This window comes from Blautia sp. MCC269 (assembly GCF_018785655.1).
Classification (GTDB): domain Bacteria; phylum Bacillota; class Clostridia; order Lachnospirales; family Lachnospiraceae; genus Blautia_A.
The window spans coordinates 113,057-134,913 of record NZ_WQQE01000105.1 but is presented as its reverse complement, the minus strand read 5'-3'; the positions used below and the strand labels follow the sequence as shown (position 1 = coordinate 134,913).

Below are 21,857 nucleotides of genomic sequence, written 5' to 3'. Positions count from 1 at the left end.
CCCTCCTAATGATATTTATTTTATCATAGAAGAACCTTCTAAACATTATTTTACAGAAAAAGTTTCATACTCTCGCATTTTCTCTATAATGTGCTGAATGTGATCTCCAGCAGAGGTGTGATGGACGGAGATGAGGAAATCTGTGAAATCTGCGGATGTCTGGCAGCAATGTTACGGTATTCCACAAGTACGAAGGAACGGTACGCCACAGTGGAAAAAGAGATTGAATATCTGGAGAGGTATATTTTCCTTCTGAAATCCAGATACGAACATCGTCTGGAAGTGGAAGTTCAGTGTGAAGACTCCATAAAACAGGAAATACTTCCGAAGATTGTGCTGCAGCAGCTGGTAGAAAACAGTGTGCAGCATGGATATCAGAACAGCAAAAACATTATGAAAATTCAGGTAAAGGGCTGGCGTGATGAAACCGGCTGGTACTTTGAAGTCCGGGATAACGGACAGGGGGCAACAGAAGAAGTACGTGAAGAATTAAACGAAAAAATGAGAAAAATCCGGGAAAAGATTATGTCCAGGGGAAGCAGTATAGAGATGGAAATCGGCGGAATGGGGCTGGCAAACACCTATGCAAGAATGTTTCTTCTGTACAATGGAAAAGCGGTATTCCGGATACGCAACATGGAAGAAGGATTAAGTGTCATCATAGGAGTATCGGAAAAGGAGGAAGGAACCGATGTATCAGGTGATGGTCGTTGATGACGAGCCTATGGCAGCTAGTCTTATCGTCAACATCATAAAAAGAAAATACAGTGATTTTGAGATTATGGGAACCGCCTATGACGGAGAAGAAGCGCTGGAGCTGATGGAAGAAAAAGGAGAACCGGATGTTCTGATTACAGATATTCAGATGCCGGTGATGAATGGCCTGAAGCTTGTGGAAGAAACAAAAAAGCGTTATCCGGAAGTGATCAGTGTCATTGTCAGTGGATATCAGGAATTCGAATATGCAAAACAGGCTATCGCATTTGGGGTGTGCGATTATATCCTGAAACCGATCGTGCCCTCGGAATTTTCCAAACTGATTACCAGAATAGAGGAAAAGCTGAGGCAGAAATATTATAAAGAACGAAACACACTGATGCACAAAATGGTAAATGAGATTCCCATAGATGAAAAAACACTACGGAGATATTTTCAGTCAGAATGTTATTACGGGGCTATTGTAAGACTGAACGGGCTTCCCAGCCGTTATGGGGAACGGGGGAAAAAAGAAGTCTTTTCAGACATCAATGAGATGATGATTGCGTATGGACGTGACACCCAGGAGACGCTGTATCTTTGTCCGGGTGAGCTGGTCAGTGATGAAGATTATGAGCAGATGATACGGAGGCGTATTGGGAAAGAACAGCCGGAAGCTGCATATGTGACGTCTGTTATCCGGCAGAAATCCGTTCCTGCAGCACAGATTGGAGAAATGGTACGAGAGCTTTACCGGAAGCTGGATTCTTCTATTATACTGGGGAAAAATCAGATATTGATCCTGGAGGAAACTCCGTCGGCGAATCCAGGCGGAAGACCGGGAAAGGATTATGAATATCTGGAAGAACTGGAATATCTGGCGGGTAAACAGAAGTACGACCGGCTTCAGAAGGATACGGAATTGCTGATTCACAGATGGGTGCAGGAGGAACGGCCTCAGCTGTGGATTGAAGGGCGTGTGCGGCAGATTGGTTATCTGATTCAGCGTTACGATGCAGGAAACCGGGATTACCGGGAATCGGAATTTCTTATGGATGATATTTTTTCCACCGCAGAAAATGTGGAGCAGCTTTGCACCGGAATTTCCGATATCTTTTTCAAGGATGTAAAAGAAGATCCGGCATCCACACAGAAAACAGATACGGAAGAATATTTTGAAAGTGTGAAAGAGTACATCCGTAAACATATGGCGGAGCAGTTGTCTCTGCACAGCGTAAGCAAGGCCGTAGGAGTTTCGCAAACATATTTGAGCAGGCTTTTCCGAAAATATGAAGATGCGTCCTTTAATACTTATCTGACGTCGCTTCGCATGGAGAAGGCGAAAAAACTTCTTCTCAGAGAAGAGAAGATGTATGTGAAAGATGTGGCAGAAAAAGTGGGATACAAAGACCAGTTTTATTTCAGCAGGATCTTTTATTCCTACACCGGTGTAAGGCCATCGGAATATGTGGAGAAAGAAAATCTTGAGATCATATAAAAAATGGAGGATGAAGGTATGTTGTATCACAATGGGGAAAAACTGACAAAAGAAAAATTTGAAAATCCGGGAAGCGAGTACCGGGCAGCTCCGTTCTGGGCATGGAACTGTAAGATGACAGAAGCCGAGATCGACAATACGCTGGATGCCCTGAAAGCAATGGGCATGGGCGGCGGACATATCCACTGCCGTACAGGAATGGACAATCCTTACATGGGAGAAGAGTTTCTGAATCTGGTGAAATATTCCTGGAAAAAAAGCCGGGAAAAAGATATGCTGACCTGGCTGTATGATGAAGACCGCTGGCCATCCGGAGCAGGCGGCGGGCTGGTAACAAGAGATCACAAATACAGAATCCGTTTTCTGCTTTTTACTCCGGAGTGCCAGGACGGAAAGGAGATCGGAAACAGTGAGCTTCGCTCTTCCGGACAGGCGATCCGAAGCAATGAGCGCACATTCCTTGGAAGATATCAGGTACGGCTGGAGGATGGTTACCTTGCAGAGTATGAAAAGATCGATGAGGATGCACCGCTGAAAGAGGGATTTCAGGAATGGTTTGCCTATCTTGAAGTATCCGGGGACAATCCCTGGTTTAACAATGAGGCATATCTGAACACTTTGGATAAAGAGGCGGTAAAACGTTTTATCCAGGTAACTCATGAGAAGTATTATGAAAATCTGGGAGAGGAGTTCGGGAAAACCATTCCTGCTATTTTTACAGACGAGCCACAGTTTTCCCATAAACAGTGCCTGGATTTTGCAGATGAGCGGGTGGATGTGACCATTCCATATACCGATGATCTGGAAGAAACTTTCCAGACTGCATATGGACACAGCCTTCTTAAGCATCTTCCGGAGCTGTTCTGGGAGCTTCCGGGAGAAGCGGTTTCCAGAATCCGTTATGAATATCATGATCACATTGCGGAGCGTTTTGCAGATGCTTTTGCGGATACGGTGGGAAACTGGTGTAAGGAACATGGCATTGCCCTGACCGGACATATGATGGAAGAGCCGACTCTGGAAACACAGACAGCGGCCCTTGGGGAAGCTATGCGCTCCTACCGTTCCTTTGAAATTCCGGGAATTGACATGCTCTGTGACAGAAGAGAACTTTCCACCGCAAAACAGGCGGAGAGCGCGGTGCACCAGTTTGGAAGAGAAGGAATGACAAGCGAGCTTTATGGTGTTACAAACTGGGATTTTGATTTCCGGGGCCATAAGCTTCAGGGGGACTGGCAGGCAGCTCTGGGAGTAACAGTCCGTGTACCACATCTGACCTGGACTTCCATGGCAGGTGAGGCAAAACGTGATTACCCGGCTTCTATCAGCTACCAGTCGCCGTGGTATAAAGAATATCCCCTTGTGGAAAATTATTTTGCAAGAGTCAATACAGCCCTCACAAGAGGTGTGCCACATGTGAAGCTGGCAGTGATCCATCCGGTAGAGTCTTACTGGCTTTTCTGGGGACCGAAGGAACAGACAGCACCGATCCGTGAGGAGATGGATGAAAACTTTATCCATATGATCGAATGGCTGCTTTATGGCACTGTTGATTTTGATTTTATTTCAGAATCTCTGCTTCCGGATCTGAATCAGGGACAGGAAGAGGAAAAACTTCTGAAGGTGGGAGTAATGAAATATGATACAGTTCTGGTACCGAACTGCCTGACACTTCGAAGCTCTACTTTGGAGATCCTTGAGAAATTTAAGGAAAGAGGCGGCCGGGTGATCTTTGCAGGACAGCTTCCGAAATATGCAGATGCCTATCCGTCAGACAGAGGTGCGAAGCTGGCAGAGAAGTGTGAGACTGTGGCATTCAGTAAGTACCGTCTGCTGGAAGCTGTGAAAGAGGCAAGAGATATCGAGGTATTTGAGGATGACGGTAAACCCGCCACAAACCTGATCTACCAGATGAGAGAAGAGGGAGAAAACCGCTGGCTGTTCCTGTGTCATGTAAACCGCACAGAGAAGATCTCCGATGCCTGTATCGTGATCAATGAACTGCAGGAGCGTAAGAAAAATCAGGATCTTCCAAGAGAAGAAAAACTCCGCATCCGTATCCGCGGATCCTGGAAGATGACGGTATATGATGCTATGACAGGTGAAATTTATCCGGTAAAAGCAGAGTACCATAAAGGGGACACTGTTCTGGAACGAAGCATGTTTGATCATGACAGTCTTCTTCTCTGGCTGGAGCCGGCTGGCACAGCATCCATGGTATCGGAAGAATTGCTTTCTGAAACAGATAATGCTGAGAATAATAAGAGTGGTTCTGCCAGTGAGGAGAAGAAATGCAGCTGCCAGCTGGATATTTCCGATCAGGTGGAGATTGTCCGCAGTGAGCCGAATGTAAGTATCCTGGATCTGGCTGAATATGCGTTTGACGGTGGGGAGTGGCAGCCGGAGGAAGAGATTCTCCGTATTGACAATCAGTTCCGTGAGAAGCTGGGATATCCGCTCCGCATGGAGGCTTTTGCACAGCCGTGGACCAATGACAGAGTGGAAGGCTTTGAACATACTTTGTCCCTGCGATTCCATATCCATACAGAGGTTCTGTTGGAAGGAATCTTCCTTGCTATGGAAAATGACGAGAAAACCAGAATCTTCCTGGATGAGAAAGCAGTGGAAAACCGTGCAGAGGGATGGTATACAGACCACTGTATCCGCAAAGTGCCGCTTCCAAAGATGGAATCCGGAGAGCATGAACTGGTTGTTGAGATTCCTTATAATTCCAAAGTGAATATCGAAGCAATGTTCCTGCTGGGAGAGTTTTCCGTGAAAGCTGTGGGAAGAGACCAGGTGCTGGATGCAGTGAGCCACAAGGCAGCCTTCAGTGACCTTACCGTTCAGGGTTATCCGTTCTATGGTGGAAATGTGACATATAAAATTCCATTTATCAGCAAAGGCGGAGAAGTAAATGTACGGGCAAATCTGTTCCGCGCACCGGTTATGAAGGCTTCTGTGGATGGAAAAGAAGCGGGGTATATTGCATTTTCTCCTTATGAGTTATCTCTTGGTGAACTGCCGGCAGGAGAGCATCTCCTGGAGCTGACTGTATTTGGAAACCGGGTGAATACATTTGGAACCTTACACAACTGTGATCAGAAAGAAGACTGGTATGGACCAAATGCATGGAGGACAACCGGCGACCTCTGGTCCTATGAGTATCAGATAAAACCGTCAGGCCTTCTGAAAGCGCCGGTTCTTGCAGAGAAAAATTAAGGCTTGTAATTATAAAAAGAGCGCGTTATAATAAATCAATAAAAAGAAAATTTCTTCGGGGCAGGGTGTGATTCCCTACCGGCGGTATAGTCCGCGACCCGCTTTGGCGGCTGATCTGGTGAAATTCCGGAACCGACAGTAAAGTCTGGATGAGAGAAGAACGCGCAGTATTTGAAGAACGTGCTCAGCGCCCCGGGAAGAAGCTCCCGGGGCTTTTTATGTGAAGGAATTTTTTCGCATAAAGATTTCTTGTAGAAATTTTCTTTGAATATTTCTGAAGAAGGAGAGAGAGTTATGAGTGAACAGATATTACAGAGAGGAAATGCCGTGGAAAGAAGCAGAACAAGAACTATCGCGCAGGTAGCTATGCTTGGTGCTGTGGCAGGAGTATTGATGAATCTTGAGTTTCCGATCCCGTTTCTTGCACCGTCTTTTTATCAGCTTGATTTTTCCGAGGTACCGGTTATGGTAGGAACCTTCGCTATGGGACCTGTAGCAGGTATCCTGATCGAGCTTGTGAAGATTCTCGTACATCTCGTGACTAAGGGAACCATGACTGCCGGTGTTGGCGATGTTGCCAACTTCCTGTTTGGATGTGCCTATGTGGTACCGGCCGGCCTGATCTATCGTTTCCGTCATAAAAAGAGCAGAGTACATGCAGTTGCAGGTATGGCAGCGGGAACAGTTCTGACAGCGATCCTTGCATGCTTTGTCAATGCCTTTGTGCTGCTTCCGGCTTACGGTAAGGCTTTTGGAATGCCGATCGAGACTTTTATCCAGATGGGAAGTGCAGTACACAGCTCCGTAAACGGGCTGCTTACCTTTGCACTGCTGATCATCGTACCGTTTAATATCTTTAAATATGCACTGACATCTTTGATCGTATTTGTAATTTATAAGAAGATCCGTGTTGTACTGAAGGGTGACTGATCGTAAGAGAAAATAAAAATGCCATGTAATTTTACTGTGAATATAATAAGCAGTAAGGTTACATGGCATTTTTTATATATTACAGATGTATGCAGGTTGTGGTGTCTGCTTTATATGTCTGTATTTATTGGGCTGCAGAACATCAGACGGTCTGTTCTGCAGCTTTCATAATTCCAAGTTCACGTCTGGCAAAAACAACAGCCAGTACGAATGCGGAGGTATCTGCAATCGGTCCTGCATACATGACACCATCGATTCCAAAGAGGAAGGGGAAGATGACGATCAGTGGCAACAGGAAGAATACCTGCCTTGTGAGGGACATGATCACACCGAGTCTTGCTTTTCCCATGGAGGTAAAAAATCCGGCAGACATAGGCTGGATTCCGTTGGCAAAAGTCATCAGCATGAAGATTCGGAGATATTTTTCCGCAAACTGAAAGTACAGGTCGCTTCCGTTTCCGAAGATGCTTACGATCTGGTGAGGGAAGAACTGGAAACAGATAAAAAATACGGTTGCAATCACAGTACATAAGGTTACGGAATAACGGTATGTCTGACGTACACGGCTGTATTTTTCGGCACCGTAGTTAAATCCCCAGATGGGCTGGGAACCCTGGGAGATTCCGATGCAGATGGCCATAAATACCTGGTTGACTTTGGAAATGATTCCTGCACAGGCGATAGGGATATCACTTCCGTAAGCGGAGAGTGCGCCGTAATGGCGAAGGGTGTTGTTCATGACGATCTGCACTGCGGCGATGGCAATCTGGTTGATACAGGATGCCATTCCCAGAGAAAAAATAGCGGACAGGTTGTGGGCCTTCGGGATCAGCATGGAGCGGTCCAGATACATGTTCCGAAGTCTGGCAAAGTAAAAAATAATTAAGAGTCCGGACACAACCTGACCGATCACCGTTGCCCAGGCCGCGCCTTTGATGCCCCAGCCGAACCCGAAGATAAAAAGTGGGTCTAGGATGGTGTTGATGATTGCGCCGGCCAGGATACAGGTCATGGAATATGTGGGACTCCGGTCTGCGCGGACCAGATGATTGCCGCCGGTGCTTAAAACATAAAAGGGCAGGCCGACGGCGGTAATTCCCATGTAATCAATGGCATAGGGCATAACGTCTGCGGTTCCGCCGAAAAAATGGAGCAGTGGTTTCAGGAACAGGAGGACAATGACCGCTAAGATTCCGCCTGAGATCACCAGGGAAGAGAGTCCGGTTCCTGCAATGGAGCTGGCTTTTTTTTCGTTTCCTGCGCCCATTTCCAGGTTGTAATTGGAGGCGCTGCCGATTCCGAGGAGCAGTGCGGCTGCGGTGGAGATGATGGTTACAGGAAATGCGATGTTTGTGGCTGCATTTCCCAGCATTCCTACGCCCTGACCGATGAAGATCTGGTCAACGATGTTGTAGAGTGCGCTGACCAGCATGCTGATGATGGCGGGGATGGCGAACTTGGCGATCAGGCTGCCTACAGGGGCGGTTCCCAGAGGGTTTTCGGCCTGGGCAGAGGTGGTCTGGTTTTTCAATGTTTTTTCCTTCTTTCTTGTCTGCAGTAGCTGTTTGGTAATGTGATAAATAAATTTTAAATTTTATAGCAGGGTATTTATTATAGCACTATTGTGAAGTGAGTGTAAGTATAAAAAATTGACCTTTGGTTTTGGATAGGATAAAATGTTTTTAGAAAAAATTTTCGGGAAGGAGCTTTTCAGATGGGTAAGATCAACAGTGTGAAAAAACTTACAGATAATAAGTTCGTGAATCTTTATGGGGTGGATGCAACCAGTGTACATGATACGCCGGTTTCTTATTTTGTGGCCTCCAGGGCGAAGAGTGTGGAGGATATGAAGCTTTCTACGGGGGAGAATCATCCGGATGGGGTGATCATTTACAGTGTTTATGGAGAGAAGAGGGATAAGGTTGTGCTGATCCGTCAGTATCGGTATACGATCGGCGGGTATATTTATGAGTTTCCGGCGGGGCTTGTGGAGCCTGGGGAGGATTTCCATGAGGGTGCTGTGCGGGAGATGTTTGAGGAGACCGGGTTGAAGCTGGAGCCGATCAAGGTTGCGGAGGCTTTTGAGAAGCCTTATTTTACGACGATCGGGATGACGGATGAATCCTGTGCTACGGTTTATGGGTATGCCAGTGGTGAGGTTAGTAAGGCTGCTCAGGAGGATAGTGAGGAGATCGAGGTTGTGATCGCGGACCGGGATGAGGTCAGGAGGATACTGAAGGAGGAGAGGGTTGCGATCATGTGTGCTTATATGCTGATGCACTTTTTGAAAGATGAAGAACCATTTGACTTTTTGAAAGAAATCTGAGAAAAAATCAAGGGGAATCTGCGGTTGCGGATTCCCCGTTTTGATCAGATTTCTGTGAGTTTACCCAGGTCTTTGTTGTATTTGCAGTATTTGCCGTTTTCGGAGATAAATGGCTGGTAGGTGTCGGTACGGTTGTCTTTGACATAGACGATTCCGGTGGCGATCATTTCTACCAGGGAGAAGCGTTTGCTTAAGCTGGAGATCCAGCGGTAAGTTTTTTCGTTGCCGGAGTCTGCCATGAGGAGGTTGTAGCCGCCTGGGCAGGATTCCAGGGTGAAGTAGACTTTCTGGGACCGGATGGAGGTGTTGAAGACCTGGCCGGTGATGTAGGTGGAGAAGTTGGTTTCTACAAATTGGCGGAAGGTGTAGAGATCGTAGATCACGCCGGTGGTCTCATCTTTGATCTTGTCGCCGCGTTCGATGCGGGCTTTCAGGAGCTTGAGGACTTCGATGGTCCAGTTGATGAAGGAGATACTGCTGTAGGTCATGCTTTCCTGAAGCTGATCGACCAGCTGTTTTGACAGGATGTTGGATTTTGATGCTTCATTAAAAAGTTCTTCGTTCATAAGGTTCCCTCCAGTGTTGGATTTTTATATGGTTTTCGCTCTTTTTTTGTATCTTTTATTATAAGTCTGAATTGTATATAAAGCAATAAAAAATGCGTAAAATACAAAGATAATTATTGAAAAATGATATATAATTAACGAGCGTGTTTTGAAAATATCAGTGCTTTTGGTGGCTGAGTTAAATGTGGACTGTAAATATCGAGTTAATTTGGATAACTATAAATAATTATAAGGAAGAGTTTTACTAAATATCCCCATTTTATTGATGAAATTTTGTCGTATATCCCCCTTGACATAAAGGCTTCCTCCGGGTGTATCATAATGCTGTGTTAAAGGAGGTAGACTATTATGTTTGAGACATTACAGGAAAAGACGGAAGAGAAAGCAATGGTGCAGTTCCTTGAACGCTTTACAGATTATCCATTTCTGGTAAAGTTCAAGAATTCCGAGTATCATATCGGAGAGGGAGAACCTACATTTACAGTGAATTTTAAGAAAGTAATCCCGCTTGCGGATCTGATGAAAAGTACGTCCCTTGCATTAGGCGAGGCGTATATGCGCGGGGATCTGGATATCGAGGGGAATCTTTATGAGGCACTGGATCATTTTCTGGGACAGATGGGGAAATTTTCGACCAATGAGTCTGCGCTGAAGAAGATCATGTTCAGTTCAACATCCAGGAAAAACCAGGAAAAGGAAGTAACCAGCCATTATGATATTGGAAATGATTTTTATAAACTATGGCTGGACGAGACGATGAGTTATTCCTGTGGATACTTCATCCATGAAGATGATACTCTGTATCAGGCACAGGTAAATAAAGTTGATTATATTCTTAAGAAATTACATCTCAAAGAAGGCATGAGCCTTCTGGATATTGGCTGCGGCTGGGGATTTCTGCTGATCGAAGCGGCCAAGAAATATAAGATCCACGGTACCGGTATCACGTTAAGCCATGAGCAGTATGCGGAATTTCAGAGACGGATCAAAGAGCAGGGACTGGAAGATTATCTTACCGTAGAGCTTATGGATTACCGTGATCTTCCGAAGAAAGAGTATCAGTTTGACCGTGTTGTCAGCGTCGGTATGCTGGAGCATGTTGGCCGTGACAATTATCAGCTGTTTCTTGACTGCGTGGAGAAAGTCCTGAAACCAGGTGGACTGTTCCTGCTTCACTTTATCAGTGCCCTGAAAGAGCATCCGGGTGATCCGTGGGTCAAGAAATATATTTTCCCGGGCGGAACCGTTCCGAGTTTACGTGAAATTCTGAATCATATGGCAGAGGATAATTTCCATACCCTGGATATCGAGAATCTCCGCCTGCATTACAATAAGACACTGCTCCACTGGGAAAAGAATTTCCGGGATAACATCGAAAAAGAGAAGACCATGTTTGATGAAAAATTCCTACGTATGTGGGATCTCTACCTGTCCGCGTGTGCGGCAACGTTCCATAACGGAATTATCGATCTTCATCAGATCCTTATGACCAAGGGCGTGAACAATGATCTGCCGATGACACGGTGGTATTGATAAAAGTCTTTACAAACCCGCCGGAAAGGAATATCATACTTTTATAAAACTATTTATAAAAGTCAACAAGAGGTTCCGTATGGCAGGAAAAGCAGAGAAAAAAAGCAATACAAGATCAAGGATCATCAGTTATGTGATGAATAATGAGAATACATCCAAGGTGGAAATTTCCAAGAATCTGAACATAAGTATGCCTACCGTGCTTTCCAATGTAAATGAACTGATGGAAAGTGGGGTGCTTGTGGAAACAGGGGAATATGCATCCACCGGAGGCAGAAAGGCCAAGAGTATTGGTATCAATCCGTCTTACCGTTATGCAATGGGAATTGTGATCACTGCCAATCATGTGGGAATGACACTGGTGAATATGAGATCTGAGATCGAAAAGACAGACAGGGTAAGAATGAAGTTTTCGCCGGAAACATCTTACTGTGGGGAGCTATCCATACTGGTAAAAAAATTTCTGGAAGACATGGAAGAGCCGGAAAAGCTTCTGGGAATCGGGATATCCATCAGTATAAAAACGCCATTTATCTTTCTCTGAACAATACGCTGGGTGGTGCTTTCTGCATTGATGGAAAACTGTTCTCCGGACAGAATCAGAAAGCCGGTGAGTTTGGACATATGATTCTGGTACCTGGCGGACGGAAATGTTACTGTGGCAAAAAGGGCTGTGCAGATGCCTACTGTGCGGCAAGCGCGCTGACAGATGGGAAGTATGAATCCCTGGAACTGTTTATGGAAGCACTTTCAGAGGGAAACACAAAAGCACAGAAGAAATGGGCGGATTATCTGGACAATCTAGCCATACTGATTTCCAATCTGCGAATGGCTTACGATATGGACATCATTCTTGGTGGAGAAGTTGGTGGATATCTTGCGGATCATATGCTGGCTCTTGGGGAAAAAGTGATGGAATATAACGGATTTGACCGGGATATCCGATATCTTAAGAATTGTACCTACCGGAAGGAAGCATCTGCAGTGGGGGCAGCGAAGCATTTTTTCAGTGAATTCATAAAAAATATATAAATAAAGAAATGTTATGGAAAAAGCCTGCAGGGGTGGTGTGATATGTGAACACACAGGATCTGCGGGCTTTTTTTATTATGATATCAACAGAATGATACTTCTGGCTGTAAATAGTGAAATATGCATAAAAACAGAAGGTCAGACTTGTTCAATACGTAGAATAGCAGGAAATACTATTGACAAATTCTTTCAAAAGAATCACAATATAATTACTTTGATAAAATGATTAATAAAAGTTACAATGAAAGATAAATGAAGATCAGCAAGGAGGAAAAAACAATGATTCAGCAGGTAATGACAAATCCAGGAGAGATTATTTTCAGAGAGGTACCGGTTCCGGAGGTAAAAGATGACCAGGTTCTGGTTAAGATCATGAACATTGGTATCTGTGGATCGGACATCCATGTATATCACGGCAAGCATCCGTTTACCAAATATCCGGTAACACAGGGACACGAAGTATCCGGTGAGATCACGGGACTTGGAAAGAATGTGACAGGTTTTAAGGTTGGTCAGAAAGTTACCATCGAGCCGCAGGTATACTGCGGACACTGTTATCCATGCCGCCATGGAAAGTATAATCTCTGTGAGGAACTGAAGGTTATGGGCTTCCAGACGACAGGAACAGCTTCGGAATTCTTCGCAGTAGATGCATCTAAGGTAACACCGATCCCGGAGGAGATGTCTTACGAGGAAGGTGCAATGATCGAGCCGCTGGCAGTTGCAGTCCATGCAGTGAAGCAGATGTGCGATGTAAAAGGGATGAACATCACAGTGATCGGCGCAGGTCCTATCGGAAACCTTGTTGCACAGACAGCCAAGGGAATGGGCGCAGCCAAAGTTATGATCACCGATGTCAGCGATCTCCGTCTTGCAAAAGCGAAAGAGTGCGGCATTGATATCTGCGTAAACACGAAAGAGAAAAATTTCGGAGAAGCTCTGGTGGAAGCGTTTGGCCCGGACAAGGCAGATGTGATCTATGACTGTGCCGGAAACAACATCACTATGGGACAGGCGATCCAGTATGCGAGAAAGGGCAGCGTTATCGTACTGGTAGCAGTATTTGCGGACATGGCGACTGTTGACCTTGCTGTTGCCAACGACCATGAGCTGGATATCAAGAGCACCATGATGTACCGCCATGAGGATTATGTAGATGCCATTGATCTTGTAAATGCCGGAAAAGTTCATTTAAGACCACTGATCTCAAAAACATTCAAGTTCAAAGATTATCTGAAGGCTTATCAGTATATTGATGAGAACCGTGAGACAACCATGAAGGTTATCATCAATGTGCAGGAGAAATAACGGTTTGTAATCAAAAATAATAAGAACTCCCGGATGTTGTCAGTTATTGACTACGTCGGGAGTTTTTTGTTATGTAATGAGCAGAGTTTCAAAATCAAAAACATTTTGCTCCACAGGACGACAGAAAAAAGAGTTTGTGTTATGATGGAAAAAAGCATAAAGAACGTCGAGTGCAGATAAAAAATAAGTTTAGAAACTGTTTAGTTTTTTCCGCTGTTGTTGTTTAGAAAAACGCTGTATAAGAAAGATGAACAAAAGCGCTTTGCTTAAATATATCTGCAGGAGGGTGAAAACATGGAAAAGGGAACAGTAAAAAGAAGGATTTTTCTTTCAAATGCACTGATGGTGCTGGTGACACTTCTGATCTTTCTGGCCATTAATCTGGTGGTTGTGAAAATTTACGCGGAATCCGTGGAAAAAGAACTGAAGACATCTATAGAAGACCTTATTGGGGGAAGCGGCACATCGAATTTTTCGGATTCTGATAATGTAAAATATCAACATGAGGATGGCCAGGAACTTCTCGGAGATCTGGATGATTTTCTGGAAAGCTGGACAATCCACAGAAATGAGTTTATTCTTTTATTTGGGGCAGATGGAATTATCTGTATCCTTGTACTTTTGCTGATGAGTCAGATTTTTACAAGGAATCTGGAGAAACATATCATGGAGCCTCTGGATCTTCTGGCACAGGGGGCAGACCGCATCCGGCACAACGATCTGACTACAGAGATCCGGTATGTGGGAGATGCGGAATTTGAGGATGTGTGTATCACATTTAATCATATGCAGGAGCACATTTTGCGCGAGCAGGAGAAGAACCGGAAATATGAGAAAGCCAGAACGGATATGATCGCCGGAATCTCCCATGACCTGCGTACGCCGCTGACTGCCATCCGGGGAACGATCAAAGGACTTATGGACGGCATTGCGGCAACTCCGGAAATGCAGGAGAAATTTTTGCAGGCTGCTTACCGCCGGACCGGAGATATGGACGGCCTTCTGAACCAGCTGTTCTATGTTTCCAAGATTGAAACCGGAAATATGCCTCTTTCTGTTCAGAAAATAGAGATTGGGGATTTTATCCGGAATTATGTAAAAGGAAAGCAGGAACTTCTGGATAAGGAAAAAGAGCAGATGCAGGCAGAAACGGGAAATATTCATCTGGATATTAATGCAGATCCGGAACAGCTGCAGCGTATTTTTGATAATCTTCTGGAAAACAGCCGTAAGTATGCAGAACGTGATGTGCTGAAAACAGAACTTTCCCTGAAAAGAACGGGAGGCGGCGTGGAGATTTCTTTCCGTGACAATGGTGTTGGTGTTCCGGAGGAAAAACTGCCCTATGTATTTGATGAGTTTTACAGAGGCGATGAGTCCAGAAACAAAAAAGAAGGAAATGGTCTTGGACTGTATATTGTGAAATATCTCGTGGAAGCAATGGGAGGAAATGTCCGCGGTGAAAATGCGGACGGTTTCGTGGTACGCATGGAGCTTCCGGCAGCAGAAACTCTGGTGGATGTGCAGAAGGGAGAAAAAAATGGCGGACAATAAAAAAATCCTTATCATAGAAGATGATCCGGATATCAGTATGATCGAAGAAGCCTATCTTCAGGCTTCCGGTTTTGAGACGAAGATACTCTCAGATGGAATGGACGCGGCGCAGATCGCAGAGGAGGAGCAGTTTGACCTTGTGCTTCTGGATCTGATGCTTCCCGGAAAAAGTGGCTACCAGGTCTGCCGGGAGATCCGTGATAAAGTGGATATTCCCATTCTTATGGTAACTGCCCGTACAGAATCCGTGGATAAGGTGCGTGGCCTTGGACTGGGAGCGGATGATTATATTTCCAAGCCTTTTGATCCGGCGGAACTGGTGGCGAGAGTGAACGCAAACCTGCGCCAGTATCAGCGGATGGTGGAGAAATTTTCCGACAAAGGGCCGGATGCTTCCGAGGAGATCCAGGTGCAGGATCTTCGGATCCTGGTCAACAGCTGGAAAGTTTTTAAGGGAGATACTGAGATACGTTTTCCAAACCGAGAATTTGAGCTTCTGAAATTTCTGGCAATGAATCCCAACATTGTTTTTTCCAGGGAAAAACTGTTCGAAAAAATATGGGGATATGATTACGTGGGCGACAGCGCCACGGTTATGGTGCACATCAACCGTATCCGGGAAAAAATCGAGGATGATCCCAAAAATCCCAAGATCCTGGAAACGGTATGGGGGGCGGGGTACCGCCTCAATAAATAAAACATACGAGGGAGATGGGGGAAAATGTGGGTACTTTTTGCAGTTGGTTCTTCGTTTTTTGCGGGAATCACGGCGATCCTTGCAAAATGCGGGATCAGAAAGACGGATTCAGATGTGGCGACAGCTATCCGTACGGTGGTGGTGCTTCTGTTTTCCTGGCTGATGGTTCTGGTCACAGGAACCTGGTCCGGGATCAGAAATGTGGATGGAAAAACATTGTTGTTCCTGGTTCTGTCAGGACTTGCCACAGGAGCATCCTGGCTATGTTATTTTCATGCCTTGCAGAAAGGGGATGTCAACAAGGTTGTTCCCATTGACAAGTCCAGTACGATCCTGACGATCCTTCTTGCGCTGATCTTTCTGCATGAAGGTCTGACGCCGGTCAAGATCGTTTCCGTAGTGCTGATCGGTGCAGGTACCATGCTGATGATCACAAGAAAAGAAGGAACCGGAGACGCAGAGGAAAAAAACGGTAAGGAATGGCTGATCTATGCCGTGCTTTCCGCAGTATTTGCCAGTCTTACTGCCATTCTTGGAAAGATCGGAATTGCAGGGATCGATTCCAACCTGGGAACTGCCATCCGTACTACAGTTGTGATCGTGATGGCCTGGCTGATGGTTTTTCTCAAGGGAAAACAGAAAGAACTTCATAGGATTGAGAAAAAAGAACTGAGATTTATTGCTCTGTCAGGACTTGCCACAGGAGCATCCTGGCTGTGCTATTACCGTGCCCTGCAGGACGGCCCGGCAAGTGTGGTGGTGCCTATCGACAAGCTGAGCATTCTGGTTACCATTGCATTTTCCTGGGTGGTATTTAAGGAGAAACTTACGAAGAAAGCGGCATTTGGATTACTGTGTATTCTTGCGGGAACCATTATGATGGCGGTTCTGTAAGGAATGCGGAATGCTTTTATCCGCCTGACCTCCGGGCGTGGAACGGTATGTCCGGGATAACAAGAGTTTAGATATTATTTAGAAAGATACCTTCTGTCTGTTTAAGATCGTTGTTTATGATGATCACAGAAAACAGACAGGAGGTTTTTTATATGTTAAGGGAAGGAATGAACGGATTCTGCATGGCACTTGCGGACAGCGTGCCTGGAGTTTCAGGAGGAACGGTAGCGTTTATCCTTGGATTTTATGACCGGTTTATCGGTTCTATCAATGATTTTGTATTTGGAAATATGGAAAAAAAGAAAACTTCTTTTTCTTATCTGGTGAAGCTTGGAATTGGCTGGATGACGGGCATGGTGCTGGCAGTTCTTCTTCTGTCATCGCTGTTTGAAAGTTATATTTATACCGTCAGTTCCCTGTTTATGGGATTTATCGCAGGTTCCATTCCGCTGATCATCCGGGAGGAAAAAGAAAGCTTTGGCGGTTCCCGGAACATCCTGAAGGGAATCGGGTTCTGCATTGCGGGAATCCTGGTGGTAGCAGGAATTGCATGGCTTAATGGAAAAACCGGTGTGGCTTCCATGGACCTTGGACAGTTTCACATCGGAACCGGGATCCGGCTGTTTTTTATCGGCATGATCGCCATTTCCGCCATGTTTCTTCCGGGAATTTCCGGTTCCACACTGCTTCTGATCTTTGGTGCATATATTCCGGTGATCACAGCAGTACGCGGGCTTCTGGGAATGGATTTTTCCTATCTGCCACTTCTGATCTTCTTTGGACTTGGTGTTCTGACAGGAGCGGTTACGGTAGTAAAAGGAATTCAGTTTTGTCTGGAAAAATTCCGTACCCAGTCGGTATATGCCATTCTTGGAATGATGATCGGATCGTTTTATGCGATCATGCAGGGACCTGCCACACTGAAAGTTCCACAGCCGGTGATGGGATTTGGTAATTTCCAGATTCTGGCAGCACTTGTGGGACTGGCACTTGTGCTGGGAATGCAGTTGATGAAAGAAAGAAGATAAGAGAAAACAGGCAGAGATTTTTTACAGGAGATGAGGTGAAAACATGTCAGTTGTGATCATACCGGCGTATAAACCGGATGAAAGGCTGGTCGGGATCGTAGATCAGCTGTGGACATATGGATTCCGGATTGTTGTTGTGGATGATGGAAGCGGGGAAGATTATCTGGATATTTTTAACAGAATCAACGATGTCTGCATTCTTCTCCGCCATGAGGAAAACAGAGGAAAAGGTGCTGCCATTAAGACTGCGCTTGATTATGTAAACCGTGAGATCTGGGGAAGCACACTGATCGGTGTGATGGACTGTGACGGGCAGCATCTTCCGGAGGATCTGCTGAAATTATTTGTCCATGGGGAAAACAGTGAGAGGCTTATGATCCTGGGTGTGCGGAATGTGGGAAAAGACATGCCGCTGAAATCGAGACTTGGGAATACCATCACGAGAAAAGTGTTTAAGCTTTTAAGCGGAGTCAGCATCTCGGACACACAGACAGGAATGCGGGTGTTTACCTCAGATCTGGTAAAAAAGCTCCTGACTGTGGAGGGCGAGAGGTATGAATATGAGATGAATGTGCTGCTGTTTCTGGCAAAGGAAGGAATCGATATTGATGAGGTTCCGATCAACACCATTTATCAGGACAGAGAAAATTCTACCTCTCATTTCCGGGCGGTGTGGGATTCCATACGGATCTACAAAGATCTGCTGAAGTTTACACTGTCTTCATTTTCCAGCTTTGTTCTGGATTATCTGTTGTTTGCGTTTTTTATGTTTTGTCTGCCACACACAGCCATGTTTGTGCTGGGAGCCAATATCCTGGCAAGATTGGTCAGTGCTTTTTATAACTACTGTATGAACTGTTATTTCGTTTTTCATAAGGAAAAAAAGATCCAGACGGCGATGCAGTATTTTGAACTGGCTGCTTTTATCCTGGTCATGAACAATATCATTCTGGAGGCGCTGACGCAGATCATTCATATGCCTGTGTATCCGGCAAAGATCCTGACAGAGTGTACCCTGTTTCTGATAAGCTGGCTGGTACAGAATTTTCTGATCTTTGCCCGTGATCCCGGGAACCGTCTGATGTCAGGAGGCCGGAGTAGAACATGGTAAAACGAATATTATGGATCCTGCTGGATGTGGCAGTGGCTGCGCTGATCCTTCTGGGGGTGTGGGTCATTAATTTTAAGATTCCCCAGAAGGGGGTCAGGGCGGTGAATATGGCGGAGGAGGACACGGCCGGAAATGATTCCGGAAGTTCCGGTTTGCAGAATTCCGGTGGGACTGGAAGCAGTTCAGATACAGGAAACGGGATGAACGGTACAGAACTTAAACAAACCCGAAAAGTTCTGAGTACCCAGGACTGGCATGAGAAATTTGCGGACAAATTTACCGATACAGTGGTTTCTACAGATACATCATACACAAGTCCCAACCTGTCCATTCAGATTTCTCATCACCAGTATGATTCCGGAACTGTGGATAACACACATGGTGGCAGTTATGCAAAATACGGAAGCAAAATTTCCTATGTGCTGGCGGATATTTACATTGGCGATATCACCTGCTTCCAGACTGCGTTTGCACAGGATACCTATGGAATTGGCTATACGGAAAAGCTTACAGATATGTCTGCAAGAATGAAATCCATACTGTCGGTCAACGGAGATTCCTATAGCAACAATCGTCACAGAGAGAATGGTACGATCATACGAAACGGTGTGATCTACCGCAGCCAGCAGTCCGGGGAGGAAACCTGTGTTCTCAACTGGGACGGAACCATGGATATTTATCAGCCGGGGCAGCTGGATGAGCAGAAACTCATCGGCAGAGGTGCTTATCAGAGCTGGATCTTTGGGCCAAGTCTGCTGGACGCAAATGGAAAGGCGAATGATAAATTCTGGACCTGGACTTACATCCGCCGGTCTCATCCGCGGACTGCCATCGGGTATTTTGAACCGGGACATTACTGCCTGCTTCTTGTGGACGGGAGACAGCAGAGCTCCAGGGGAATGTTCCTGGATGAGATGGCGAAGGTGTTTGAGGATCTTGGCTGCAAGGTGGCTTATAATCTTGACGGCGGCCATTGTTCTTTTATGGAAATGAACGGAAAAGTGGTCAATGATCCGTATAAACCGGAGCACGAGATCGAAGATGGGATTTTTATTACGGAGGGATCTTTATGAAGATATTAAGTACAATAAGAAAAATTCTCCTGCATGTCTGTGTTGTATGCAGTCTGGTTTCCATAACAGCAAAAATCCTGGACTGGTATAATCCGTATATGGATTTTTCCGGACATGTGAGCGGGCTTCAGATGGTGTTATATTTTGTGGTGATCTTGCTGGCAGTAACAGAAGGCGGAAAGAGGATTTCCGGGAAAAAATCTCAGAGCCGTATGAGAGAAAGAAGGTTGCATAATCATTCGGAAAGATTTATCATAGATTCCATGTGAGGATTACGCCTTTTTGGCGTATGAGGATGATGGAGTGAAATGAAATGTATTATGATCTGACAAAAGGCAGGATCGGCAAATGTCTGATCCTGTTTGCGCTGCCTATGATCGCAGGTAATCTTTTGCAGCAGTTTTATAATATTGCGGATACCCTGATCGTAGGACGTGTGCTTGGAAAAAATGCGCTGGCAGCCGTTGGTTCTGCCTATACTTTGATGACGTTTTTGACATCTGTTTTTCTGGGACTGAGTACGGGTTCTGGTGCTCTTTTTTCGATTTATAAGGGAAAGGGCAGTGACCGGGAGCTGCGGCTTTCTGTTGTCCATGCTTTTGGACTGATCATGGGTGTAACGGTGCTGTTAAATGTGCTGGTGTACCTTTTTACGGACCCGATCCTCTGGTTCCTGCGGGTGCCGGAAGAAGTGTACGATGGGATGAAAACATATCTGCTTGTGATCTTTGCAGGGCTTGTGGCAACATCCCTTTATAACTTTTTTTCCTGTCTTTTAAGGGCTCTTGGTAATTCCACGGTGCCTCTTGTTTTTCTGGCGGTTTCCGCTGTCCTGAATATTGGATTGGATCTTTTGTTTGTGGCGGTTCTTCCCTGGGGAATCGCAGGTGCGGCTTTTGCTACGGTGATCGCTCAGTATGTGTCAGGCGTCGGGATCACCATTTATGTGCTGCATTCCTGTAAAGATCTTCTGCCTGGAAAAGAGGAGCTTTGTTTTGACCGGGGGATTCTTGGTGAGATCGTGAATCTTTCTTCTCTGACCTGTCTGCAGCAGTCGGTGATGAATTTTGGAATTCTGATGGTCCAGGGGCTGGTGAACAGCTTCGGGGCTACAGTAATGGCTGCTTTTGCGGCTGCTGTGAAGATTGATACCTTTGCCTATCTTCCGGTGCAGGATTTTGGAAATGCCTTTTCTACCTTTGTGGCGCAGAATTACGGCGCCGGGAATCAGGAGCGTATCCGCAAGGGTACCCGGGTGGCTTTTGCCATGAGTATCGGGTTCAGTGTGATGATCTCAGTGCTGGTGTGTCTGCTTGCAGGGCCTCTGATGAAGATTTTTGTCAGTGGAAAAGAGGTGGCTGTGATCGCTGCGGGGGTGAAGTATCTCCGGATCGAGGGTGCTTTTTATCTTGGTATTGGCTGTCTGTTTCTGCTGTATGGTTATTACCGGGCGATCAAGCGAGCGGAGATGTCGGTTGTGCTGACGGTGATCTCGCTGGGGCTCCGTGTTCTGCTGGCTTATGTTCTTTCTGCTGTGATTGGTGAGGTGGGAATCTGGGTGGCGATTCCCATCGGCTGGGTGATGGCGGATGTTACGGGGATTGTTTATATGCGGCGGACGTGGTGAGGCGGCCATGCCTGTTATTTATGGCCGTTGTCGTATAGCTGCTGGATGTCTTTCGGGAGGGTGTCCGGGAGCATCTGGCGGATCTTGTCTTCGTTTCCTTCTTTCATGGCCTGGTCGTAGTACCAGCATTTGTATTTGAGCATATCGAGGGTTTTATTGAGTCGTAGGATTTCCTGTTCTACGGCTTTTTTTCTTGTCTCGAAGAGTTCTTTGCGGTTCTGGTAGGTGCTGCTTCCCTGATTGCACCATTCAAAGAATTGTTTGATGTCTTTGATTTCCAGGCCGGAGGCTTTGAGGCATTCAATCATGCGGAGGGCTTCCAGTTCGTGGTCGTTGAATTTTCGGATGCCGGATTCGCGTTTGAGGTTGGGGAAGAGGCCTTCTTTGTCGTAGTAGCGCAGGGTGGAGACGGGGAGATGGAACATTTCGGATACTTGGCCGATGGTGTACATTGGGGGTCCTCCTTTGGGTTTTTGTTTTTATTTTATGATAAATGGGGTGGGATGCAAGTATAGGACGCCGTGGAGTGTGCATCGGTTCTGGCTGGGGCTTCGTCGGGGGCTGGCTTCTAGGCTGCCGGAATTCTGCTAAAAGCGTTTTACAAAAGTCCGAACTCGCTTCGCTCAAACAGCGAACTTTTGTAAAACAACGCAGATTTCCGCCAGCCAAGAATCAGCTCCCCTCCTGCAGAGTCAGCCAGAACCGATGCACACTCCACGGCTGGCTATTCAGGGCGGGAGGGATAGGGTGGCTGCTCGGGAG

20 protein-coding genes and 1 riboswitch are annotated in these 21,857 nt (G+C 45.9%); of the genes, 17 read left to right on the top strand and 3 right to left on the bottom strand.

Annotated elements, in window-relative coordinates; translation table 11 throughout:
- Positions 1–66: 66 nt before the first annotated feature.
- The 4 genes from GPK88_RS18480 to GPK88_RS18465 all read left to right on the top strand — a co-directional run bounded on the left by GPK88_RS18480 (position 67) and on the right by GPK88_RS18465 (position 6,346).
- On the top strand, positions 67–714 hold the full coding sequence (locus GPK88_RS18480) for a sensor histidine kinase (protein WP_330626730.1): 648 nt from the start codon (positions 67–69) through the stop codon (positions 712–714).
- Positions 692–2,194, top strand: coding sequence for a response regulator (locus GPK88_RS18475; protein WP_215708127.1), 1,503 nt, complete (start codon positions 692–694; stop codon positions 2,192–2,194). The genes GPK88_RS18480 and GPK88_RS18475 overlap by 23 nt, the downstream gene beginning before the upstream one ends.
- Before the next feature lie 3 nt (positions 2,195–2,197).
- Positions 2,198–5,416 (top strand): glycosyl hydrolase, encoded by a 3,219-nt coding sequence (locus GPK88_RS18470; protein WP_252197822.1) that lies wholly within the window; start codon positions 2,198–2,200, stop codon positions 5,414–5,416.
- Positions 5,417–5,463: 47 nt separating this feature from the next.
- A riboswitch (FMN riboswitch) is annotated at positions 5,464–5,581 on the top strand.
- 129 nt (positions 5,582–5,710) lie between these two features.
- Positions 5,711–6,346 (top strand): ECF transporter S component, encoded by a 636-nt coding sequence (locus GPK88_RS18465; RefSeq protein ID WP_173771844.1) that lies wholly within the window; start codon positions 5,711–5,713, stop codon positions 6,344–6,346.
- Between the two features lie 142 nt (positions 6,347–6,488).
- Here GPK88_RS18465 and GPK88_RS18460 read toward each other — a convergent pair whose 3' ends face one another.
- Entirely contained in the window at positions 6,489–7,877 is a 1,389-nt protein-coding gene (locus GPK88_RS18460; protein WP_243278912.1) for an MATE family efflux transporter, read from the bottom strand.
- Positions 7,878–8,060: 183 nt separating this feature from the next.
- Between GPK88_RS18460 and GPK88_RS18455 the strand changes: the two genes are divergently transcribed.
- Complete coding sequence (locus GPK88_RS18455; RefSeq protein WP_118608862.1) at positions 8,061–8,672, top strand: NUDIX hydrolase; 612 nt, start codon at positions 8,061–8,063, stop codon at positions 8,670–8,672.
- Between the two features lie 44 nt (positions 8,673–8,716).
- On the opposite strand, the gene GPK88_RS18450 is transcribed toward GPK88_RS18455, so the two are convergent.
- Complete coding sequence (locus GPK88_RS18450) at positions 8,717–9,238, bottom strand: hypothetical protein (protein WP_148445215.1); 522 nt, start codon at positions 9,236–9,238, stop codon at positions 8,717–8,719.
- Positions 9,239–9,586: 348 nt separating this feature from the next.
- Here GPK88_RS18450 and GPK88_RS18445 point away from each other — a divergent pair, with 348 nt between their 5' ends.
- The 12 genes from GPK88_RS18445 (at position 9,587) to GPK88_RS18395 (ending at position 21,095) form a co-directional block, all read left to right on the top strand.
- Positions 9,587–10,771 (top strand): SAM-dependent methyltransferase, encoded by a 1,185-nt coding sequence (locus GPK88_RS18445; protein WP_173771846.1) that lies wholly within the window; start codon positions 9,587–9,589, stop codon positions 10,769–10,771.
- Positions 10,772–10,850: 79 nt separating this feature from the next.
- Complete coding sequence (locus GPK88_RS19490) at positions 10,851–11,315, top strand: winged helix-turn-helix domain-containing protein (RefSeq protein ID WP_330596915.1); 465 nt, start codon at positions 10,851–10,853, stop codon at positions 11,313–11,315.
- Entirely contained in the window at positions 11,201–11,803 is a 603-nt protein-coding gene (locus tag GPK88_RS19485; protein ID WP_330596918.1) for an ROK family protein, read from the top strand. Before GPK88_RS19490 ends, GPK88_RS19485 begins: the two co-directional genes overlap by 115 nt.
- 279 nt (positions 11,804–12,082) lie before the next feature.
- Positions 12,083–13,111 (top strand): zinc-dependent alcohol dehydrogenase, encoded by a 1,029-nt coding sequence (locus GPK88_RS18435; protein ID WP_173771864.1) that lies wholly within the window; start codon positions 12,083–12,085, stop codon positions 13,109–13,111.
- 294 nt (positions 13,112–13,405) lie between these two features.
- The gene (locus GPK88_RS18430) at positions 13,406–14,665 is read left to right on the top strand and encodes a HAMP domain-containing sensor histidine kinase (protein ID WP_092069816.1); all 1,260 of its coding nucleotides are present in this window, start codon (positions 13,406–13,408) and stop codon (positions 14,663–14,665) included.
- Entirely contained in the window at positions 14,652–15,362 is a 711-nt protein-coding gene (locus GPK88_RS18425) for a response regulator (RefSeq protein ID WP_092069818.1), read from the top strand. Before GPK88_RS18430 ends, GPK88_RS18425 begins: the two co-directional genes overlap by 14 nt.
- A 24-nt stretch (positions 15,363–15,386) precedes the next feature.
- Positions 15,387–16,256, top strand: coding sequence for an EamA family transporter (locus tag GPK88_RS18420; RefSeq protein ID WP_092069821.1), 870 nt, complete (start codon positions 15,387–15,389; stop codon positions 16,254–16,256).
- Between the two features lie 152 nt (positions 16,257–16,408).
- Positions 16,409–17,284, top strand: coding sequence for a DUF368 domain-containing protein (locus GPK88_RS18415; RefSeq protein ID WP_092069823.1), 876 nt, complete (start codon positions 16,409–16,411; stop codon positions 17,282–17,284).
- A gap of 43 nt (positions 17,285–17,327) precedes the next feature.
- The gene (locus GPK88_RS18410; protein ID WP_092069825.1) at positions 17,328–18,395 is read left to right on the top strand and encodes a bifunctional glycosyltransferase family 2/GtrA family protein; all 1,068 of its coding nucleotides are present in this window, start codon (positions 17,328–17,330) and stop codon (positions 18,393–18,395) included.
- Positions 18,389–19,468 (top strand): phosphodiester glycosidase family protein, encoded by a 1,080-nt coding sequence (locus GPK88_RS18405; protein WP_092069828.1) that lies wholly within the window; start codon positions 18,389–18,391, stop codon positions 19,466–19,468. Before GPK88_RS18410 ends, GPK88_RS18405 begins: the two co-directional genes overlap by 7 nt.
- Complete coding sequence (locus tag GPK88_RS18400; RefSeq protein WP_092069831.1) at positions 19,465–19,737, top strand: hypothetical protein; 273 nt, start codon at positions 19,465–19,467, stop codon at positions 19,735–19,737. The genes GPK88_RS18405 and GPK88_RS18400 overlap by 4 nt, the downstream gene beginning before the upstream one ends.
- A gap of 44 nt (positions 19,738–19,781) precedes the next feature.
- Entirely contained in the window at positions 19,782–21,095 is a 1,314-nt protein-coding gene (locus GPK88_RS18395; protein WP_174095763.1) for an MATE family efflux transporter, read from the top strand.
- Between the two features lie 14 nt (positions 21,096–21,109).
- Here GPK88_RS18395 and GPK88_RS18390 read toward each other — a convergent pair whose 3' ends face one another.
- The gene (locus GPK88_RS18390) at positions 21,110–21,547 is read right to left on the bottom strand and encodes a MerR family transcriptional regulator (protein ID WP_215708126.1); all 438 of its coding nucleotides are present in this window, start codon (positions 21,545–21,547) and stop codon (positions 21,110–21,112) included.
- Between the last annotated feature and the right edge of the window lie 310 nt (positions 21,548–21,857).

What these genes read in the sequence shown, in the direction of transcription:
- GPK88_RS18475 (WP_215708127.1), top strand. Translation starts at nt 692, where the DNA reads ATGTATCAGGTGATGGTCGTTGATGACGAGCCTATGGCAGCTAGTCTT.
- GPK88_RS18470 (WP_252197822.1), top strand. Translation starts at nt 2,198, where the DNA reads ATGGAGGATGAAGGTATGTTGTATCACAATGGGGAAAAACTGACAAAA.
- GPK88_RS18465 (WP_173771844.1), top strand. Translation starts at nt 5,711, where the DNA reads ATGAGTGAACAGATATTACAGAGAGGAAATGCCGTGGAAAGAAGCAGA.
- GPK88_RS18455 (WP_118608862.1), top strand. Translation starts at nt 8,061, where the DNA reads ATGGGTAAGATCAACAGTGTGAAAAAACTTACAGATAATAAGTTCGTG.
- GPK88_RS18450 (WP_148445215.1), bottom strand. Translation starts at nt 9,238, where the DNA reads ATGAACGAAGAACTTTTTAATGAAGCATCAAAATCCAACATCCTGTCA.
- GPK88_RS18445 (WP_173771846.1), top strand. Translation starts at nt 9,587, where the DNA reads ATGTTTGAGACATTACAGGAAAAGACGGAAGAGAAAGCAATGGTGCAG.
- GPK88_RS19490 (WP_330596915.1), top strand. Translation starts at nt 10,851, where the DNA reads ATGGCAGGAAAAGCAGAGAAAAAAAGCAATACAAGATCAAGGATCATC.
- GPK88_RS18435 (WP_173771864.1), top strand. Translation starts at nt 12,083, where the DNA reads ATGATTCAGCAGGTAATGACAAATCCAGGAGAGATTATTTTCAGAGAG.
- GPK88_RS18430 (WP_092069816.1), top strand. Translation starts at nt 13,406, where the DNA reads ATGGAAAAGGGAACAGTAAAAAGAAGGATTTTTCTTTCAAATGCACTG.
- GPK88_RS18425 (WP_092069818.1), top strand. Translation starts at nt 14,652, where the DNA reads ATGGCGGACAATAAAAAAATCCTTATCATAGAAGATGATCCGGATATC.
- GPK88_RS18420 (WP_092069821.1), top strand. Translation starts at nt 15,387, where the DNA reads ATGTGGGTACTTTTTGCAGTTGGTTCTTCGTTTTTTGCGGGAATCACG.
- GPK88_RS18415 (WP_092069823.1), top strand. Translation starts at nt 16,409, where the DNA reads ATGTTAAGGGAAGGAATGAACGGATTCTGCATGGCACTTGCGGACAGC.
- GPK88_RS18410 (WP_092069825.1), top strand. Translation starts at nt 17,328, where the DNA reads ATGTCAGTTGTGATCATACCGGCGTATAAACCGGATGAAAGGCTGGTC.
- GPK88_RS18405 (WP_092069828.1), top strand. Translation starts at nt 18,389, where the DNA reads ATGGTAAAACGAATATTATGGATCCTGCTGGATGTGGCAGTGGCTGCG.
- GPK88_RS18400 (WP_092069831.1), top strand. Translation starts at nt 19,465, where the DNA reads ATGAAGATATTAAGTACAATAAGAAAAATTCTCCTGCATGTCTGTGTT.
- GPK88_RS18395 (WP_174095763.1), top strand. Translation starts at nt 19,782, where the DNA reads ATGTATTATGATCTGACAAAAGGCAGGATCGGCAAATGTCTGATCCTG.
- GPK88_RS18390 (WP_215708126.1), bottom strand. Translation starts at nt 21,547, where the DNA reads ATGTACACCATCGGCCAAGTATCCGAAATGTTCCATCTCCCCGTCTCC.